Origin of the sequence: Yoonia sp. R78084, from assembly GCF_044595625.1 — a bacterium.
Taxonomy (GTDB): Bacteria; Pseudomonadota; Alphaproteobacteria; order Rhodobacterales; family Rhodobacteraceae; genus Yoonia.
The window spans coordinates 1,976,373-1,994,230 of the sequence record NZ_CP138993.1 but is presented as its reverse complement, the minus strand read 5'-3'; the positions used below and the strand labels follow the sequence as shown (position 1 = coordinate 1,994,230).

The 17,858-nt window shown below is 57.9% G+C and carries 18 protein-coding genes; 15 read left to right on the top strand and 3 right to left on the bottom strand.

What is annotated here, in order from left to right:
* Positions 1-25: 25 nt before the first annotated feature.
* From glgC to SJY29_RS10125, 4 genes are read left to right on the top strand one after another with little or no spacing between them, the layout of a single operon-like run.
* On the top strand, positions 26-1,282 hold the full coding sequence (glgC, locus tag SJY29_RS10140; protein ID WP_400082523.1) for a glucose-1-phosphate adenylyltransferase: 1,257 nt from the start codon (positions 26-28) through the stop codon (positions 1,280-1,282).
* Positions 1,279-2,709, top strand: a complete 1,431-nt coding sequence (gene glgA, locus SJY29_RS10135; protein ID WP_400082520.1) for a glycogen synthase GlgA — start codon at positions 1,279-1,281, stop codon at positions 2,707-2,709. Before glgC ends, glgA begins: the two co-directional genes overlap by 4 nt.
* Complete coding sequence (gene glgX / locus SJY29_RS10130) at positions 2,706-4,790, top strand: glycogen debranching protein GlgX (RefSeq protein WP_400082517.1); 2,085 nt, start codon at positions 2,706-2,708, stop codon at positions 4,788-4,790. Before glgA ends, glgX begins: the two co-directional genes overlap by 4 nt.
* A gap of 31 nt (positions 4,791-4,821) precedes the next feature.
* Positions 4,822-6,453, top strand: coding sequence for an alpha-D-glucose phosphate-specific phosphoglucomutase (locus tag SJY29_RS10125; protein ID WP_400082514.1), 1,632 nt, complete (start codon positions 4,822-4,824; stop codon positions 6,451-6,453).
* Here the strand turns inward: SJY29_RS10125 and SJY29_RS10120 are convergent.
* The gene (locus SJY29_RS10120; protein WP_400082511.1) at positions 6,450-8,060 is read right to left on the bottom strand and encodes an alpha-glucosidase; all 1,611 of its coding nucleotides are present in this window, start codon (positions 8,058-8,060) and stop codon (positions 6,450-6,452) included. The genes SJY29_RS10125 and SJY29_RS10120 overlap by 4 nt on opposite strands.
* A gap of 403 nt (positions 8,061-8,463) precedes the next feature.
* Between SJY29_RS10120 and SJY29_RS10115 the strand changes: the two genes are divergently transcribed.
* Genes SJY29_RS10115 through ureG form a run of 7 tightly spaced genes read left to right on the top strand, consistent with a single transcriptional unit; the run spans position 8,464 to position 13,282 of the window.
* On the top strand, positions 8,464-9,216 hold the full coding sequence (locus SJY29_RS10115; protein ID WP_400082508.1) for an urease accessory protein UreD: 753 nt from the start codon (positions 8,464-8,466) through the stop codon (positions 9,214-9,216).
* Positions 9,217-9,219: 3 nt separating this feature from the next.
* On the top strand, positions 9,220-9,522 hold the full coding sequence (locus tag SJY29_RS10110; RefSeq protein ID WP_110279300.1) for an urease subunit gamma: 303 nt from the start codon (positions 9,220-9,222) through the stop codon (positions 9,520-9,522).
* Between the two features lie 6 nt (positions 9,523-9,528).
* Positions 9,529-9,834 (top strand): urease subunit beta, encoded by a 306-nt coding sequence (locus SJY29_RS10105; protein WP_055292009.1) that lies wholly within the window; start codon positions 9,529-9,531, stop codon positions 9,832-9,834.
* Entirely contained in the window at positions 9,834-11,543 is a 1,710-nt protein-coding gene (ureC, locus tag SJY29_RS10100) for an urease subunit alpha (RefSeq protein ID WP_400082504.1), read from the top strand. The genes SJY29_RS10105 and ureC overlap by 1 nt, the downstream gene beginning before the upstream one ends.
* Positions 11,544-11,551: 8 nt before the next feature.
* Entirely contained in the window at positions 11,552-12,025 is a 474-nt protein-coding gene (locus SJY29_RS10095) for an urease accessory protein UreE (RefSeq protein ID WP_400082501.1), read from the top strand.
* Positions 12,015-12,662: an urease accessory protein UreF gene (locus tag SJY29_RS10090; RefSeq protein WP_400082498.1), complete on the top strand. Its 648-nt coding sequence runs from the start codon at positions 12,015-12,017 to the stop codon at positions 12,660-12,662. The genes SJY29_RS10095 and SJY29_RS10090 overlap by 11 nt, the downstream gene beginning before the upstream one ends.
* Complete coding sequence (gene ureG, locus SJY29_RS10085; protein WP_110279295.1) at positions 12,659-13,282, top strand: urease accessory protein UreG; 624 nt, start codon at positions 12,659-12,661, stop codon at positions 13,280-13,282. Before SJY29_RS10090 ends, ureG begins: the two co-directional genes overlap by 4 nt.
* Here the strand turns inward: ureG and SJY29_RS10080 are convergent.
* Positions 13,266-13,865, bottom strand: a complete 600-nt coding sequence (locus tag SJY29_RS10080; protein ID WP_400082495.1) for a LysE family translocator — start codon at positions 13,863-13,865, stop codon at positions 13,266-13,268. The genes ureG and SJY29_RS10080 overlap by 17 nt on opposite strands.
* Positions 13,866-13,936: 71 nt before the next feature.
* Here SJY29_RS10080 and SJY29_RS10075 point away from each other — a divergent pair, with 71 nt between their 5' ends.
* Entirely contained in the window at positions 13,937-14,389 is a 453-nt protein-coding gene (locus tag SJY29_RS10075; protein ID WP_110279473.1) for an Lrp/AsnC family transcriptional regulator, read from the top strand.
* 317 nt (positions 14,390-14,706) lie between these two features.
* On the opposite strand, the gene SJY29_RS10070 is transcribed toward SJY29_RS10075, so the two are convergent.
* The gene (locus tag SJY29_RS10070; RefSeq protein WP_055292024.1) at positions 14,707-14,922 is read right to left on the bottom strand and encodes a DUF1127 domain-containing protein; all 216 of its coding nucleotides are present in this window, start codon (positions 14,920-14,922) and stop codon (positions 14,707-14,709) included.
* A gap of 248 nt (positions 14,923-15,170) precedes the next feature.
* Here SJY29_RS10070 and SJY29_RS10065 point away from each other — a divergent pair, with 248 nt between their 5' ends.
* The 3 genes from SJY29_RS10065 to SJY29_RS10055 all read left to right on the top strand — a co-directional run bounded on the left by SJY29_RS10065 (position 15,171) and on the right by SJY29_RS10055 (position 17,856).
* Complete coding sequence (locus SJY29_RS10065; RefSeq protein ID WP_400082492.1) at positions 15,171-16,244, top strand: Mrp/NBP35 family ATP-binding protein; 1,074 nt, start codon at positions 15,171-15,173, stop codon at positions 16,242-16,244.
* The gene (locus SJY29_RS10060; protein WP_400082489.1) at positions 16,244-16,726 is read left to right on the top strand and encodes a GNAT family N-acetyltransferase; all 483 of its coding nucleotides are present in this window, start codon (positions 16,244-16,246) and stop codon (positions 16,724-16,726) included. The genes SJY29_RS10065 and SJY29_RS10060 overlap by 1 nt, the downstream gene beginning before the upstream one ends.
* Positions 16,727-17,364: 638 nt before the next feature.
* On the top strand, positions 17,365-17,856 hold the full coding sequence (locus tag SJY29_RS10055; RefSeq protein WP_400082487.1) for a division/cell wall cluster transcriptional repressor MraZ: 492 nt from the start codon (positions 17,365-17,367) through the stop codon (positions 17,854-17,856).
* Positions 17,857-17,858 lie beyond the last annotated feature (2 nt).

The following is a 17,858-nucleotide window of genomic DNA, read 5'->3' as shown; positions in this document are numbered from 1 at the left end:
TAAAGATAAAAGAGGGGGAGACGACATGCCAACAAAGCGTATCACACAAAGATCTATGGTTTTCGTGCTGGCAGGGGGACGGGGAAGCCGCCTGAAGGAACTGACCGACCGCCGCGTCAAACCTGCGGTGCCGTTTGGCGGCAAGGCACGAATTATTGACTTTGCCCTGTCGAATGCCGTCAATTCCGGCATCCGCAAAATGGCGATTGCCACGCAGTACAAAGCGCACAGCCTGATCCGTCATACCCAGCGCGGCTGGAACTTTTTCCGTGCTGAACGCAACGAGTTTCTCGATGTGCTGCCCGCCTCCCAGCGCGGAGGCAATGAAAGCTGGTACAAAGGCACTGCCGATGCCGTGACCCAGAACATCGATATCGTGGACAGCTACAACGTGGACTATGTGATCATCCTTGCGGGCGATCATATCTACAAGATGGATTATGAAATCATGCTGCGCCAGCACGTGGAAACTGGTGCAGATGTCACCGTGGGTTGTCTGACTGTTCCGCGTCAGGAGGCCACGGCCTTTGGTGTCATGGATACCGACGCCGAGGGGCGGATCACCAGTTTTCTGGAAAAACCGGCCGATCCGCCGGGCATGCCCGACAACCCCGATATGGCGCTGGCGTCGATGGGGATTTATGTCTTTGATTGGAAATTCCTGCGTGATCTGCTGATCAAAGACGCCGAAGACCCCAATTCCTCGAATGATTTCGGCAACGATCTCATCCCCGATATCGTCAAGAACGGCAAAGCCATGGCGCACCGTTTCGACGAAAGCTGCGTCCGCGCCGACGGCGCGCCGGCCTATTGGAAAGACGTCGGAACCGTTGATGCCTTCTGGCAGGCCCATATCGACCTGACCAATTTCACGCCCGAGCTTGATCTCTGGGACAAGAACTGGCCGATCTGGACCTATAACGAGAGCGTGCCGCCTGCAAAATTCATCCATGATGAACGCGACAGGCGCGGGATGGCGATTTCGTCGATGGTATCGGGCGGCTGCATCATATCAGGGACAGAGGTGCGCAATTCGGTGCTTTTCACCAATGTGCACACCAATTCCTACGCCGTGCTGGATCACGCTATTATATTGCCTGATGTCGTCGTCCACCGCTCGGCCAGACTGCGTCAGGTCGTTGTCGATGGTGGTGTTGTGATCCCCGAGGGTCTTGTGGTGGGTGAGGACCCGCATGAGGATGCCAAGTGGTTCCGTGTCACTGACCGCGGTATCACCCTGATTACCCAGGATATGCTGAACAAAAGGGCCGCTGCTTTATGACCAAAGCCCTCTTTGTCGTCTCGGAATGCGCGCCGCTGGTAAAAACCGGCGGTCTGGCTGATGTGGCGGGCGCATTGCCCGGCGCATTGGCGCAGCACGGTGTGGCTGTGCGTGTTCTACTTCCCGGATACCGTGTGGTGCTGGGACAGATTGGCAAGGCAAAGGTGGTAGCGACCTACAAAGACCTGTTTGGCGGCGCGGCGAAACTGCGCGCCTGCAACATCGCGGGTGTCGATCTGCTGATCCTTGACGCCCCGCATCTTTATGATCGCGATGGTGCGATTTATGGCGATGCAACGGGCCGTGACTGGCCGGATAACCCCGAACGCTTTGCAGCGCTTTGCAAAGTGGGCGCAATGATCGCGGCCGAAGGGGTGGACGGCTGGATGCCTGACATCGTGCATGGTCATGACTGGCAAGCGGGCCTTACGCCTGAATATATGCGGGACTTGAGCGTTGATGTGCCCTTTGTTTTTACGATCCACAACATCGCCTTCCACGGGAATGTGGATGCAGGCAAGCTGAAAGCACTTGGTCTTGATCCTGCGCGCTTTACGACTGAGGGCTTTGAATTCTGGGGGCAGATATCGGCACTCAAGGCGGGGTTGGTCGGTGCTGCCAAGATCAATACGGTCTCGCAAACCTATGCAGAAGAGTTGCTGACGCCTGAATTCGGCATCGGCATGGACGGCGTTTTACGGATGCGACAGGCGGACCTTTCGGGGATCGTTAACGGGATTGATTTGGATGCGTGGAATCCGCAGATCGATCCGAATATCACACGATACAAAACGGCAAGCGGGAAAGACGCTAACAAGAAAGCGCTCCGCAAAACCTTCGGGCTTGGCAAATCGGATGGTCCGCTCTGTGTTCTCGTTTCCCGCCTGACCGAGCAGAAGGGGATTGATCTGTTGTTGGAGGCGCTGCCTGCACTGTTGGATCGCGGCGGTCAGTTAGCGCTTCTGGGTTCGGGTGATCCCAAGCTTGAGGTGGCTTTATTGGAAGCCGCAGCAAGTCACCCAAATGTTGCTGTCAAAATCGGCTATGACGAAGCGCTGTCCCACAAAATGATGGCAGGGGGCGATGCAATCCTTGTGCCTTCACGGTTCGAACCCTGCGGCCTGACCCAGCTTTACGGGTTGCGCTATGGCACCGTGCCACTGGTGGCGCTGACTGGTGGTCTGGCCGATACGGTGATCAATGCTTCACCCGCAGCCCTTGCGCGTGGTGTCGCAACTGGCGTCCAGTTCTTTCCGATCAATGCACAGGCGCTGGCCAATGCGTTCACCCGCCTTGGCGATCTTTACGCGGACGGCAAAACGTGGAAAGCGATGCAGCGCAACGCCATGAAACAACCTGTCGGCTGGGAGACCTCGGCCTTGGCGTATAAAGCCATCTATGCAGACCTGACAGAGGCAAAACCTTGAACCTTGGACCTTTCGCAATCCGGCCCGGTCGTCCGACACCTCTTGGGGCAACGGTGGACCCTGACGGCGTAAACTTTGCAATTTTTTCGCGCCATGCCACCAAGGTGATGCTGTGTTTGTTTGATGAGAATGGCGTTGAGAACCAGATCATCACGCTGCCCGAACGGGAAGGCCATGTCTGGCACGGCTATTTCCCCGGTATGAAGGCAGGCCAGCAATACGGTGTCCGGATGGACGGGCCATATGCGCCCGAAGAGGGGCACCGCTTTAATCCGTACAAACTTTTGATTGATCCCTACGCCAAGCAACTGACGGGTCATCCGACGTGGCATAATGCGCTCTTCGGATATCAAACGGGGCATAAAGACAAGGACCTCAGTTTCGACAAGACCGACAGCGCGCCTTACATGCCGCGCTGTGTCGTTGTTGATCCAACGTTCAACTGGAACAACGCGAACGAGCCCCACCATGCGATGGAAAGCACAGTCATCTACGAGGCCCATGTCAAAGGCCTGACAGCCGGTCGTCCCGATATTCCCAATCGCGGAACCTATCTGGCGATGGCCTCGGACCCAATCCTTGAGCATCTTAATAATCTTGGTGTTACAGCCGTCGAGCTTTTGCCGGTCCAGGCCTTTATCAACGACAAATTCCTGCTGGATCGTGGGCTGACGAACTATTGGGGCTATATGACGTATGGGTTCTTCGCCCCCGATCCACGCTATATGCAAGGCACGGATATTGCTGAGTTCCAGCAGATGGTGCGCCGCTTCCATTCCGCGGGCATCGAGGTGATTTTGGACGTGGTCTATAACCACACCGCCGAAGGCTCAGAGCTTGGGCCGACACTGATGTTCCGGGGACTGGATAACGCCAGCTACTACCGTCTGGCCGATAACCCGCGTTATTACATTGATGATGCGGGCTGCGGGAATACACTCGATTTCGAAAACCCCTTTGTGATCCGGCTTGTGATGGACAGTCTGCGCTACTGGGTTGAAGTCATGCATGTGGATGGCTTCCGCTTTGATCTTTGCACAGCACTTGGGCGCACCGCACGGGGGTTCGAACGCGACGGGCCGTTCTTCCGTGCGATTGGCCAAGACCCTGTGCTGAACAAGGTCAAGCTGATCGCAGAGCCTTGGGATATCGGGCCGGGGGGATATCAACTTGGTGCATACCCGGCACCCTTTGCAGAATGGAACGACAAATACCGCGACAATGTGCGTGAATTCTGGCGCGGGGATGCGGGTAAGGTTCCTGACATGGCGGAACGGCTCACAGGCTCTGCGCCCTATTTTGACCATGACGGGCGGGCCGCGACATCGTCTCTGAATTTCCTGACGGCGCATGACGGTTTCACCCTTCACGATACCGTCAGCTACAGCCGGAAGCACAACAAGGCCAATGGCGAGGATGACCGCGACGGTCATGCGCACAACTATTCGGACAATATGGGTATTGAAGGGCCAACCAAGGACGCGGATATCAATGCCGCCCGTATGCGCCGCAAGCGCAATATGATGGCCACATTGATGCTGTCCCAAGGCACGCCGATGGTGCTGGCGGGGGATGAGCTCAGCAATTCGCAAGGTGGCAACAACAATGCCTATTGTCAGGACAACGAGATCGGCTGGGTCAACTGGCCCGACAAAGAAGACCCGTTCTTTACCTTCTGCCTGCAGGCGATTGCCTTTCGCAAAATGCATCCGCTGTTGCGCCAGACCCGCTTTCTGCATTCGCGCCAGCGCCTGATTGATGGCGAGCCTGATCTGTTCTGGCGGCGTGTCGATGGCAAGGCGATGAGCCAATATGATTGGGACGACGCGGGCCTCGATACATTGGTGGTTGAAATGCGCATGGCGTCGGGATCACCGGAATATGTCAAACGTGAAGGCGCTTTGTTGGTCGTTCTGAACCGTGGGGAGGCGGTTGAGATTACGGCACCCGAGTTGCCAGAAGGCGACCAGTGGGTGCGCCGCTTTGATACGAGCCAGGAGGATGCCATTAAAGTGACGCCGGGGCTCACCGTCGCGGCAGACAGCGTTGTGGTATTTTCACACGAAAGCGCAGAGAGGTAATCTGCGACAACGACGAAAGGGAGGACGAGATATGCCGATGCAAAATGTACGGACCACTCCGATCGAAGGGCAAAAGCCTGGAACCAGTGGGTTGCGCAAGAAGACAGCCGTGTTCCGCCGTCCGCATTTTCTGGAAAACTATGTCCAGGCGATCTTTGACGGGATCGGCGGTGTCGTGGACAAGACCCTGGTCGTGGGTGGCGATGGGCGGTTCTTCAATGATGACGCGGTTCAGATCATTTTGCGCATGGCCTCTGCGAATGGTGCCGCGAAATGCATCGTCGGGCAGGGCGGTATTCTGTCCACGCCTGCTGCGTCGCATATGATCCGTCTGCGCAAAGCGGATGGTGGTTTGATCCTTTCGGCCAGCCATAACCCCGGTGGTGCGGATGCGGATTTCGGGTTGAAATACAATGGACCGAACGGTGGCCCCGCTTCCGAGGCCGTCACCGATAAGATTTACGAATGCACCAAGACGCTTGACCTTTACCGTATTGTTGCGGCCGCGGATATCGACCTTGGCGCGCTGGGCGAACAATCAGTCGAAGGGATGAAAGTCGAGATCGTTGATCCGGTCGCCGACTATGCGGCTCTCATGCAAACAATCGTTGATTTCGACAATATCCGTGCGCTCTTTGCCGGTGGTTTTACCATGTGCTTTGACGCCATGCATGCGGTCACGGGGCCTTACGCCCACGCGATCCTTGAGGGAATGCTGGGTGCGCCGAAGGGCACGGTCATCAACGGCATTCCAAGCCCCGATTTCGGCAAGGGCCACCCTGACCCCAACCCGATCTGGGCCAAGACTTTGATGGACAAGATGTATGGCCCGGGCGCACCTGATTTCGGTGCCGCTTCTGACGGGGACGGTGACCGCAATATGATCGTGGGGCGAGGGGCCTATGTCACACCGTCCGACAGTCTGGCGCTCTTGACAGCCAAGGCGCATCTGGCCCCGGCCTACCGGGGTGGTCTTGCTGGTGTGGCACGCTCGATGCCGACTTCGCGTGCGGTGGACCGTGTGGCGGAAAGCCTCGGGATTGATTGCTTTGAAACGCCGACGGGGTGGAAGTTCTTTGGCAACCTGCTGGATGCGGGCAAGGTCACGCTCTGCGGCGAGGAAAGCGCCGGTACAGGTTCGGATCACTTGCGCGAGAAAGACGGGCTTTGGGCGGTGCTGTTATGGCTGAATATTCTGGCCGAGACCGGGCAATCCGTGTCTGACCTGATGGCGGATCTGTGGAAGGCGCACGGGCGTTGCTATTACGCGCGCCACGATTATGAGGATGTCGAAAGCGCGCCCGCCCATCAGATGATGGATGGTCTGCGCAGTAGGCTGGCCACTCTGGGAGGCAGCGAGATCGGTGGGCTGACCGTCTCAGAAGCTGATGAATTCGCCTATCTCGACCCCGTTGATGGCTCAAAATCCACAGGCCAGGGCATCCGGATCAATTTTGAAGGCGGCGCGCGTGCGGTGTTCCGCCTGTCAGGAACGGGCACGCAGGGTGCAACGATCCGGCTTTATCTAGAACAGTTGATGACCGATCCGGACCGTTTGATGGACGATCCGGAACAGGTGCTGGCTGCGGTGCGCGATGCGGCACTTGGCCTGTCGGATTTGCAGGCGCTCACCGGACGCGACGCGCCCGATGTGATCACCTAGAGCGGCGCTTTCGGCCCGTGCTTGAGGTAGGCAAAACCGTTGCCTTCCAGCGTCAGCGTATCCACATTGATGCTGGCCGCTTGTCCCACGGCAATCTCTGCGGGGGCGTTCAACGCAAGCGCGTGGGTGTCCTTGGAGAGGTTGAAAACACAGGTCAGCGTTTCGTCCTCGGCTTGGCGGGTGAAGGCCAAAAGCGGTTCGGGCAGGTTGATGAACGTGGTCTTGCCGCGTGTCAGCGCGGGGCTGTTTTTGCGGTAGGCAATCATGTCCTTGTAGTAGGACAGGATGCTGTCCGGCCCTTGCTGCTGATCCACCGCTTTCGCGGCTTGTGGGGCCTTGACGGGCAGCCAAGGCTTACCGGTTGAAAAGCCCGCGTTCGGCGCGTCCTTTTCCCAGACCATCGGTGTGCGGCAGCCGTCGCGGCCTTTGACCGACGGCCAGAACCGCAATGCGGGCGGATCGGTCAGCTCGTGATATTCCATTTCGGTTTCGGTCTGGCCCAGCTCTTCGCCCTGATAGATGCCGATTGTGCCTTCAAAGGACATCAGCATCGCACAGGCGAACCGCGCCATACTGTCTTCTGACACCGCATGCTCGGCCCAGCGGGTCACCTGACGCGGTACGTCGTGGTTGCTGAAGGACCAGTAAGGGTGGCCGTCGGGCGCGCCGCGCTGGAAGCCTTCGATGCAATTGCGGAAATGCTCGGCGTTAAAATCAGGGCCCAGCATCGCAAAGCTGTAGGCCATGTGCAGACGGGTATTGCCAGCGGTATATTCGCCCATAATCTCGATAGAGCGGTGGCCCATTTCGCCCACCTCGCCGACCATCATTATGTCATCGTATTGGTCGGTCAGTTTGCGCAGCTTTTCCAGAAACCCGAGGTTTTCGGGCCGTGTCTTGTTGTAGAGGTTCCGCTGCATCCCATAGAGATCGGTCGCCATCACCTGCGGGCGTGTTTGTGCCGGCGGGTTTGAGCGCAACTCTTTGTCGTGGAAATAATAGTTGACCGTATCAAGACGGAACCCGTCAAGGCCGCGATCCAGCCAGAATTTGCAGGTCTCGAGGATTGCCTCAACGACATCAGGGTTATGGAAGTTCAGATCAGGCTGCGAGGTCAGAAAGTTGTGCTGATAATACTGCCCGCGCTGGGGGTCGAATTCCCAAGCGGGACCGCCAAAATGGCTATGCCAGTTTGTAGGCGGCGAACCATCGGGCAGCGGATCAGCCCAGACGTACCAGTCTGATTTGTCGTTATCGCGGCTCAGGCGCGATTGCTTGAACCATTCGTGTTTGTCCGACGTATGCGACAGCACCTGATCGACGATCACCTTCAGCCCGCGTGCATGGGCCTCTGTGATCAAGGTATCAAAGGCGGCCAGATCACCGAACAGCGGATCCACGGCCAGATAGTCGGACACATCATAGCCCATATCGGCCTGAGGCGATTTGAAGATCGGCGACAGCCAGATGCAATCGACCCCCAGTTCCGCGATATGGTCCAGGCGGCTTGTGATGCCGCGCAGATCCCCGACGCCATCGCCGGTGCTGTCCTGATACGACCGCGGATAGACCTGATAAATCACGGCACTTCGCCACCATTCGCGCATGATGCGGCTCCTTGTTTTAGCGCTAACATTCCTGAATTGCGTAGTGCGAAACACGCAAGAGGTAAACCGTCTCGGATGTAAGGCCACAGGATTTATTGCCGCGGGTGATAAATTGCCTGTTGTGGCGTGTTTTACCTCTGCGCGTTCTCTATGCTGCAGTGGGTTCGCTGCCAATCCAGCAGGCAGTTTACAGGTTTCCTGCGCAATAATTGTGCATCTGGCAAAAGCCGTCTCGCATCCCCTCTGTAGACCTGCCTTCGCCGCGCAGACTATGCGCAAACTCTAAGCGAAATAAGAATCTCCGGAGCATCAGATTAACCGTCCCGTCCATATCACGCCGCAAGACGCGCAAGCCGTGCAACCGCGTGCGCGGGGCAGTGCCTCTTTGACTGTGGCAGGGGACGTGAATGGGCGAACAGGGCTTGTTGATCTGCGCCATGCGGGATCGTCCAAACTGGTTTTTCCGCGCAATTTCAACAAAGGGCTGGAAGCAATCCTTGTGAACACCGCAGGCGGGATCACGGGAGGCGACCAATATACGCTTGAGGCGACGGTACGGGCTGGCGGGAGGATGACACTGACCACACAGGCTGCCGAGCGCGCCTATCGCGCGCAAGTCAGCGAAATTGGCCGCGTTGAAACCACCCTGACGGTCGACGCAGATGCTACGCTTCACTGGCTTCCTCAGGAATTGATCCTCTTTGATCATTGCGCCCTGCGGCGGCGTTTGCAGATTGATCTGCATGGCAACGCGAACCTGCTGATGGTTGAGCCCGTCGTGCTGGGGCGTGCTGCGATGAAAGAAACACTCCGCCAGATCTACTTTGAGGACCGTATCCGCATCGATCGTGATGGTGCGCCGATCTATATCGACGGCATAGATTTTTCTGGTGACGCAGCCGCCCATGTTGCCCGCCGTGCGATTGCGGATGGTGCACGTGCAATGGCGAGTCTTGTCTTGGTCCGCCCGGATGCCGCTGCGCAACTGGACGTCCTGCGCGCCATGTTGCCGCCCACTGCAGGTGCCAGCCTGCTGGCCGATGATGTGCTGGTCATACGCCAGCTGGCCGAAGACAGCTTTGTGTTGCGCCGTGATCTGATGCCGATCCTCAGCCATCTGACGAACAATTCCCTGCCCATTTCATGGAGGCTTTGAGCCATGCAACTGACCCCCCGCGAAAAAGACAAATTGCTGATCGCCATGGCCGCCGAGGTGGCGCGCAAGCGGCTGGCGCGCGGTGTGAAACTCAACCATCCCGAGGCAATTGCCCTGATCACCGATGCGGTCGTTGAGGGCGCGCGCGATGGTCGCTCCGTTGCCGATATGATGGAGGCGGGCGGGCGCGTCATTACCAAAGACCAGTGCATGGAAGGGATCGCCGAGATGATCCACGAAGTGCAGGTCGAGGCCACGTTTCCCGACGGCACAAAGCTTGTCACAGTTCACAACCCAATCAGGTAGGCGCATATGATCCCCGGAGAACTCTTTCCCGCTGACGGCAATCTTGTTTTGAACGCAGGTGCGGCCGCAATCACCCTGATGGTAGCCAATACAGGTGACAGGCCCGTGCAGGTCGGCAGCCATTACCATTTTGCCGAGACCAACCCTGCGCTCGATTTTGATCGTGCTGCGGCACGCGGTATGCGTCTTGATATCGCATCCGGCACCGCTGTGCGCTTTGAACCGGGCCAGCGCCGCGAGGTGCAGCTGATCCCGATCAGCGGCGCACGGCGCATTTTCGGCTTTAACCAACAAATCATGGGGGACCTGTAATGCCTGTTGAGATTTCCCGCGCCCATTACGCCGCTATGTACGGACCAACCAGGGGCGACAAGCTGCGCCTTGCCGATACCGATCTGGTGATCGAGGTTGAGCGCGATCTGACCACCTATGGCGAAGAGGTCAAATTCGGGGGCGGCAAGGTGATCCGCGATGGTATGGGCCAATCACAGGTCACGCGTGCCGGTGGTGCGGTTGATACCGTCATAACCAACGCGCTGATCGTCGATCACTCCGGTATCTACAAGGCTGATGTTGCGCTCAAAGACGGGTTGATCCACGCCATCGGCAAGGCAGGCAACCCTGATACCCAGCCCGGCGTTGATATTATCGTGGGCCCTGGGACCGAGGTGATTGCGGGTGAGGGGCGTATCCTGACCGCAGGCGGCATGGACAGCCATATCCACTTTATCTGCCCCCAGCAGATGGAGGATTCCTTGCATTCCGGTGTCACCACCTGCTTTGGTGGCGGTACGGGGCCAGCGCATGGCACATTGGCCACCACCTGCACACCCGGTCCGTGGCATATCGGGCGGATGCTGCAAAGCTTTGATGGTATTGCAATGAACATCGGCCTGTCGGGCAAGGGCAATGCCAGCCAACCCGAGGCTTTGGTCGAAATGGTCAAAGGTGGCGCCTGTGCGCTGAAACTCCACGAGGATTGGGGCACAACACCTGCCGCAATTGATTGCTGTCTGTCGGTGGCCGATGACATGGATGTGCAGGTCATGATCCACACCGATACGCTGAATGAATCGGGCTTTGTGGAACACACCGTCGGCGCGATCAAAGGCCGGACGATCCATGCCTTCCATACTGAGGGCGCAGGTGGCGGCCATGCCCCTGATATCATCAAGATTTGTGGTGATGCCAATGTGCTGCCGTCCTCGACCAACCCGACACGGCCTTTCACCGTCAATACGCTGGAAGAGCATCTGGACATGCTCATGGTCTGTCACCACCTCGACAAATCCATCCCCGAGGATATCGCCTTTGCGGAAAGCCGTATCCGCCGTGAAACCATCGCTGCCGAGGATATCCTGCATGACATGGGCGCGTTTTCGATCATCGCCTCGGATAGCCAAGCAATGGGCCGCGTGGGTGAGGTGATTATCCGCACATGGCAGACCGCCGATAAGATGAAAAAGCAGCGCGGGCGGCTGGCCGAGGAAACCGGCGAGAACGATAATTTCCGTGTGCGCCGCTACATCGCGAAATACACGATCAACCCCGCGATTGCCCAAGGTGTCAGCCACGTACTGGGTGATATCAGCGTCGGCAAACGGGCCGATCTGGTGTTGTGGTCGCCCGCGTTTTTCGGGGTGAAGCCCGAGATGGTGCTGATGGGCGGTATGATTGTCGTGGCGCAAATGGGTGATCCCAACGCCTCGATCCCGACGCCACAGCCCGTTTATACGCGGCCCATGTTCGGGTCTTATGGTAGCGCGCTGCGACATACGTCTGTCAGCTTTATTTCCGGTGCGGCAGAGGCTGCCGGTTTGCGGGACCAATTGGGTCTTGCCAAGCAAACTGTCGCGATCAAGAACGTGCGCAAGATCGGCAAAGCGGATATGGTCCTGAACGCGGCCTTGCCGAAAATCGACGTGCACCCCGAAACCTACGAGGTGCGCGCTGATGGTGTCTTGCTAACCTGTGAACCTGCCGAAAGCTTGCCGATGGCGCAGCGTTATTTCATGTTCTGAGGGGCACCATGCAACAGTTACCAATCGCGCGAACCATTCACCACGCGGGCCATTGGTCCGGCTCTGCCGCGCAATGCGAACTTGATTATGCCGCGCGGTTCCTGCGCCGCAAACGGCTGATGACCACCACCGGCGAGCCTTTCCTGATTGATCTGGCGCAGACGATGTCGCTGGATCATGGGGACGCTCTGGAACTGGACGACGGGCGGTTGGTTGAAATCATAGCCGCCCAAGAGGAGCTCTACCGCATCACCGCAAGCGACCTGACACGCGTGGCGTGGCATGTGGGCAACCGCCATACGCCTTGCCAGATTGCGGATGATCACCTGTTGATACAGGCCGATCCGGTGATCGGACATATGCTGGAACATGTCGGTGCCACGGTCACACCTGTTACGGCAGCATTTACCCCCGAAGGTGGCGCATATGGCCACGGACGCACCCATTCCCACGAACATGTCGCCACTGCCCATGACCACTAACCGCGACATCCTGACCTTGGCGCAATGGCTGTCGCCCGCCTTTCCCGTGGGGGCCTTTGCCTATTCGCACGGGCTTGAGGCCGCGGTTCGGGCGGGGTGGGTTGCCTCGGGCGATGATCTGGCAGCATGGCTGGCGGATGTGATCGCCCATGGCAGCGGGCGCAATGATTGTATCCTGTTACGCGCGGGCTATGAGGCCGAAGGACCGGAGGCGCTGGCCGAGGTCAACGCGATCGCAAAGGCAACGGCCGCATCAGGCGAACGGCAGTTGGAGCAGGTCTTGCAAGGAGCTGCCTTTTGCAAAACCACTGGTGCGATCTGGGGTGCTCAGGGTGCTGAATACCTTTATCCCGTCGCCGTTGGTGCTGCCGCCGCAGAGCTACGGATTGACGTCACCCTAACCGCTGCCATGTATCTGCACGCCGTCACCAGCAATCTGATTGCCGCCGCGCAACGTCTGATGCCGCTAGGCCAGACCGAAGGGCAGGCGGTGCTCTTCGCGCTTGCGCCGCTATGCGAAGAGGTGGCACAAGCCACGGCCGCGCTCGGATGCGATGACTTACAAAGCACCGCCTTTCTGTCCGATATCGCCGCCATGCGGCACGAAACACTTCAACCAAGGATTTTCCGGTCATGACGGCTATGAATGGACCGCTTCGCGTGGGTATCGGCGGCCCTGTCGGGGCAGGCAAGACAACGCTGACGGCAGCATTGGCGCGTGCGCTGCATCCCACCTATTCCATCGGCGTGATTACCAACGATATTTACACACAGGAAGACGCCGAGGCCCTGATGCGAATGCAAATTCTGCCGCAAGACCGTGTGATCGGCGTGGAAACGGGCGGCTGCCCGCATACGGCGATCCGCGAGGATGCCTCGATCAATCTGGCGGCAGTGGCCGAGATGCAAAAGCGCCACGCCGTGCTTGATCTGGTGCTGATCGAAAGCGGCGGTGACAATCTCTCTGCCACGTTCAGTCCCGAACTGGCGGACCTGACGATCTATGTGATCGACGTCGCGGCAGGCGAGGAAATCCCCCGCAAAGGTGGCCCTGCGATCACGCGGTCCGATCTGCTGGTGATCAACAAGACCGATCTGGCCCCCCACGTGGGCGCTTCATTGGACGTGATGGACCGTGACAGCAAGCGGATGCGCGGGGATGGTCCGTTTGTGTTTTGTGCACTTCGCCACGGTAAAGGCGTCGATGCCGTTGTGGACTTTATCAAAGAGGCAGGCGGGCTTAGTGCGTCAGCATAGGGTAGAGCGAGACCACCAAGAGAACGGCCATCGTCACGTTGAAGACCCTTAGGCGCCGTGCGGTGCCGAGCCAGCGGCGCACCTGTACGCCCATCCATGCCCAAACGGTGACGGACGGCAGGTTCACGGCGGCAAAGACGACGGCGACCATCACAGAGCCGACAATCAATCCGCGATCTTGCGGCGCATAGGCGCTGATCGCGGTGATCGCCATGAACCACGCTTTGGGGTTGACCCATTGAAAGGCTGCGGCCTGAAGGAAAGTGAACGGTTTGCCCGTCACCTCTTTTGCCTCAGGCGGGACAGCGTTGGCGATTTTCCACGCCAGCCACAGCATATAGGTGGCGCTGAGCACCTTTAGCGCGATGTTCAGCACTGGATAGGTCATGAAAATCTGCAGCAAGACAATGCCGACCATCGCCACCATAAACGCATGGCCAAGGGAAATCCCCAGCATATGCGGCAATGTGCGCCGCAACCCGTAGTTTGCGCCCGAGGCCATGAGCATCAGATTGTTCGGCCCCGGTGTGACCGAGCTTGCAAAGGCAAAGCCGACAAGTGCGATGAGGATTTCATAAGTCATAAGCAATATTGCGCGACAACCGGCACAATGAAATTGCCAAGTTGTGCGTTTTTACAATATCTCTGCAACTTATGATGAAAATTGATTCAATTAACCATAATATATTGCGCTGTCTTTCTCGTGACGGGCGGATCAGCAATATCGAACTTGCGGACCGGGTCGGCCTGTCGCCGTCGGCTTGCTTACGACGCGTACAGGAACTGGAAAAATCGGGCGTGATCAAGGGCTACCGGGCGCGTCTGGACCCCGCCCAGACCGGTCGCGCTTTTGTGGTTTATGTTGCCGTTGGCCTGTCGGAACATACAAAGGCTGCGCAAACGGCATTTGAACAGGCGATGGAACGCACCGATGAGGTAACTGAATGTCACAATGTCGCCGGGGCGTTCGAATACATGCTGCGTGTCGAGGTTGCGGACTTGCGCGCCTATAAGGCGTTTCACACTGATATATTGGGAACTGTGCCGCATGTGCGTTCGATCACGAGCTATATGGTGATGGGGTCGCCGAAAGACGTGCGCGCATAAAAAAACGGCCATGCCCGGGAGGAGGTGGACATGACCGTCTTTATTTATCAGCGCCTCCTTGCGTCTCGGGAGGAGAAGAAGCAAGGCGCGTCCTCGCTGGCGTTGCTCGGGAGGAGGTGAGCGCGGCCTGCGGTATCATCGGTTCCACCCGGGAGGAGGATGGGCGGTTCCGAAACTGGTGTGATAAAGCGGCGGCACCCGGGAGGAGGTGGATGCCGCCACCTTATTGCTGACCCAAAGCCTCGGGAGGAGGTGAAGCGATGGGCCTTGGTTCAAATCTGCCTAAAGGGAGGAGGTAGCAGATCTGAATTCGTGAATTACTTTCCGTATGCGGCCTCATAGGCGACAGACTGGATCATGCTGCGCGACATGCCCAGATCGGCAAGGTCACGCGAAGACAGGCTTTGCAGTTCACTCAGCGTTTGATTGTAAACGCGGCGCTTGGCGGCTTTCACCGCAAGCTCGGCGCGGAATGAAGCGATGCGCTCACCCAAGGAAGTGCCAGCGAAGAATGTTTCGGTACGAACGGTCATTTTACTACTCTATTATCTGTTTGCTCTGCGACTTCTGCCGCTGTGTTGTGGCCAAGATGTATGATTATGCTGCAGTTGCACAATAGTTCTTTCTGCAATGCAGCTATGCGGTAAATGCATAAGCACTCCTGACCTATTGTTATGAAACTGTCACAAAATTAAGCATCGGCGCCCGAGGCCTTGCGCTCCGACATAAACCTGCCAAAGGTTGGCGCGAATTTGAACACAAACGAAACAAGGGTCCTGTAATGGCTGTCACACGCGATGAAATTTTAGGCGCTCTGTCCCGACTCACTTTGCCCGGTGGAGAGGATCTCGTGTCGCGTGACATGATCCGCGCCTTGACGATTGAGAGTGGTGCCGTTCGTTTCGTGATTGAGGCGGCTGATCCGGCCGAGGCCGCCAAAATGGACGGGGTCCGCCGCGCAGCCGAAGATATCGTGCGCCGTTTGCCCGGTGTTGAGGCGGTCTCTGTGGTGCTCACGGCGCATGGTCCGGCACCAAAACCCGCCGCGCCGCCCTCGCTGAAGGTCGGGCGTCACCCGACGCCGCAGGCTGGACCTGTAAAGGTGTCCGGTGTCGATCGCATTCTGGCGATTGGTTCAGGCAAGGGCGGGGTCGGTAAATCTACTGTGTCTTCCAATCTTGCGGTTGCACTTGCGCGCGAGGGGCGTCGGGTGGGCCTGCTGGACGCGGATATCTATGGCCCGTCGCAGCCCCGCATGATGGGCGTGAACAAGCGCCCCGGCAGCCCGGATGGCAAGACCATCATTCCGCTGCAGGCGCATGGCGTCACGATGATGTCCATTGGTCTGATGCTGGAGGAAGGAAAGGCTGTTGTCTGGCGCGGACCGATGTTGATGGGGGCTTTACAGCAGATGCTGGGACAGGTCCAGTGGGGCGAACTCGACGTGCTGATCGTCGATCTGCCGCCCGGGACAGGTGATGTGCAATTGACACTGTGCCAGAAAACCGAATTGACCGGAGCGGTTGTCGTCAGCACCCCGCAGGATGTGGCGTTGATTGATGCGCGCAAGGCGCTCGATATGTTCAACAACCTTGGCACACCGGTTCTGGGGTTGATCGAGAATATGTCGACCTTCCACTGTCCGAACTGCGGGCATGAATCGCAGATATTCGGTCATGGCGGTGTTGCTGCCGAGGCCGAAAGGATTGGAGTGCCGTTTCTGGGTTCATTGCCGATTGATCTTGATACGCGGCTTGCAGGCGACGGTGGGACGCCGATTGCGGCGGGCGACGGGCCGATGGCCGATGCCTACCGTGCCTTGGCGCGGCGCTTTATCGAAGGTGGCATGGCCTGATGATCCGCAAGGCCGAGGCTGCGGATTTCGATGCCATCTGGCCGCTGCTGCATGATGTCTTTCGCGCAGGCGATACCTATGCGGTCGATCCTGCAATCAGCAAGGAGGACGCGCTGCGCTATTGGACGGGTGGTGTGGCCTGTTACGTGGTCGAGGACGCGCGGGGGATCATCGGCACCTACTATATCAAGACAAACCAGGCTGGCGGCGGCGCGCATATCTGCAACTGCGGCTACATCGTGGCACCCGCCGCGCGCGGGCAGGGACTGGCCGCGAAGATGTGCGTGCACAGCCAGAACGCGGCCCGCGCGCTGGGCTACCTGGCGATGCAATTCAATTTTGTCCTTGCCAGCAATACCGGCGCTGTCCAGCTGTGGCATCGGTTGGGTTTTACCACGGTTGGTACGATCCCCGATGCGTTTGCGCATCCGGCACAGGGCTTTGTTGACGCCTATGTCATGCATAAACGGCTGAGTGATTAGCGCGACGGCGATGAAAACCGCGTCAGACCGCCAGCAAGCGGGTCCGGCTCTCTCTTTCTAGATTCACTTCGGGATTTCATGGAATCCGGTCCTAATACGAATCGGAATTCGTTGAGATTCGGCGGAAAACGGGGTTAAAGTGAACGTCTCGCCCGTCTTTAACAGCGGCGGCTACCGGTCGTATCTGAAAAAAGTGCCGTTTTGCGGCTCATCGTCGAAATCATTTTTGCGCACTAGATATTGTGCCATGTTCACAATTTTTTCCCACAAATATGATCTATCCGCTCAATTTTTTCTAGATGTTGTTCGCGGCATAGCCTTGAAACACCATGTAGTACCATAAAATCCCAAAAAACTGTTGATCGAAGCGGCAACTGGTGCCACAACTGTTTCACGGTAATGACGAACACGACTTCAAAGGGGCAAATTAAGAACCCCAACCGGCAAAAGCAGGTTTCATACAGGCTTCGCCATTACCGAAACTAGATCCGGCGCGTGAGCGAGCAGACATCCCCCCAGGTGGCACGCGCAGTCGGACTTCCCGTAAGGGACGAGACGGCGGATTGATCAGTGGCAGCAGATCAATCCGCCGTTTTCACATCTAAGGCAAATTCGGGGGTGTAAGGACGCAAGGGGCAGTGGATCAAAGTTTCACGGGCACACACACCCAGAAGGTGGACGGAAAGGGGCGCATGTCGATCCCTGCAGATTTCCGCCGTGTGCTTGAAGCGGGCGATCCTGACTGGGCTCCAGGCCTTTTTCCCCGCATGTATCTGCTTTACGGCGATCACCTGAAAAATAACCTGCAGGGCTATACGGTTGATGAATTCAACGCGCTGGCGGCCCAGATCAAGGCCTTGCCGCGCGGTTCGGAACGCAAGCGCAAGCTGTCGCTTCTGATTATCGGTCAGTCCATCAAGCTGGACGTTGATAAAGACGGGCGCACCGTCATGCCGATCAAACAGCGCGAAAAACTGGGCCTGACCGATGGCGAACTGACGTTCGTGGGCCTCGGTGACTATTTCGAAATCTGGAAAGCAGACGTCTTTGGCGCGGTGTCCGAAGGGGTCACCGGCTGGCTGGGCGAGCAGGGGGAAGACTTTGACCCGCTCATCCTATTGGATGAATGACC

Coding starts and splice junctions, on each gene's coding strand:
- glgC (WP_400082523.1), top strand. CDS start 26: ATGCCAACAAAGCGTATCACACAAAGATCTATGGTTTTCGTGCTGGCA.
- glgA (WP_400082520.1), top strand. CDS start 1,279: ATGACCAAAGCCCTCTTTGTCGTCTCGGAATGCGCGCCGCTGGTAAAA.
- SJY29_RS10125 (WP_400082514.1), top strand. CDS start 4,822: ATGCCGATGCAAAATGTACGGACCACTCCGATCGAAGGGCAAAAGCCT.
- SJY29_RS10120 (WP_400082511.1), bottom strand. CDS start 8,060: ATGCGCGAATGGTGGCGAAGTGCCGTGATTTATCAGGTCTATCCGCGG.
- SJY29_RS10110 (WP_110279300.1), top strand. CDS start 9,220: ATGCAACTGACCCCCCGCGAAAAAGACAAATTGCTGATCGCCATGGCC.
- SJY29_RS10105 (WP_055292009.1), top strand. CDS start 9,529: ATGATCCCCGGAGAACTCTTTCCCGCTGACGGCAATCTTGTTTTGAAC.
- ureC (WP_400082504.1), top strand. CDS start 9,834: ATGCCTGTTGAGATTTCCCGCGCCCATTACGCCGCTATGTACGGACCA.
- SJY29_RS10095 (WP_400082501.1), top strand. CDS start 11,552: ATGCAACAGTTACCAATCGCGCGAACCATTCACCACGCGGGCCATTGG.
- SJY29_RS10090 (WP_400082498.1), top strand. CDS start 12,015: ATGACCACTAACCGCGACATCCTGACCTTGGCGCAATGGCTGTCGCCC.
- ureG (WP_110279295.1), top strand. CDS start 12,659: ATGACGGCTATGAATGGACCGCTTCGCGTGGGTATCGGCGGCCCTGTC.
- SJY29_RS10080 (WP_400082495.1), bottom strand. CDS start 13,865: ATGACTTATGAAATCCTCATCGCACTTGTCGGCTTTGCCTTTGCAAGC.
- SJY29_RS10075 (WP_110279473.1), top strand. CDS start 13,937: ATGATGAAAATTGATTCAATTAACCATAATATATTGCGCTGTCTTTCT.
- SJY29_RS10070 (WP_055292024.1), bottom strand. CDS start 14,922: ATGACCGTTCGTACCGAAACATTCTTCGCTGGCACTTCCTTGGGTGAG.
- SJY29_RS10065 (WP_400082492.1), top strand. CDS start 15,171: ATGGCTGTCACACGCGATGAAATTTTAGGCGCTCTGTCCCGACTCACT.
- SJY29_RS10060 (WP_400082489.1), top strand. CDS start 16,244: ATGATCCGCAAGGCCGAGGCTGCGGATTTCGATGCCATCTGGCCGCTG.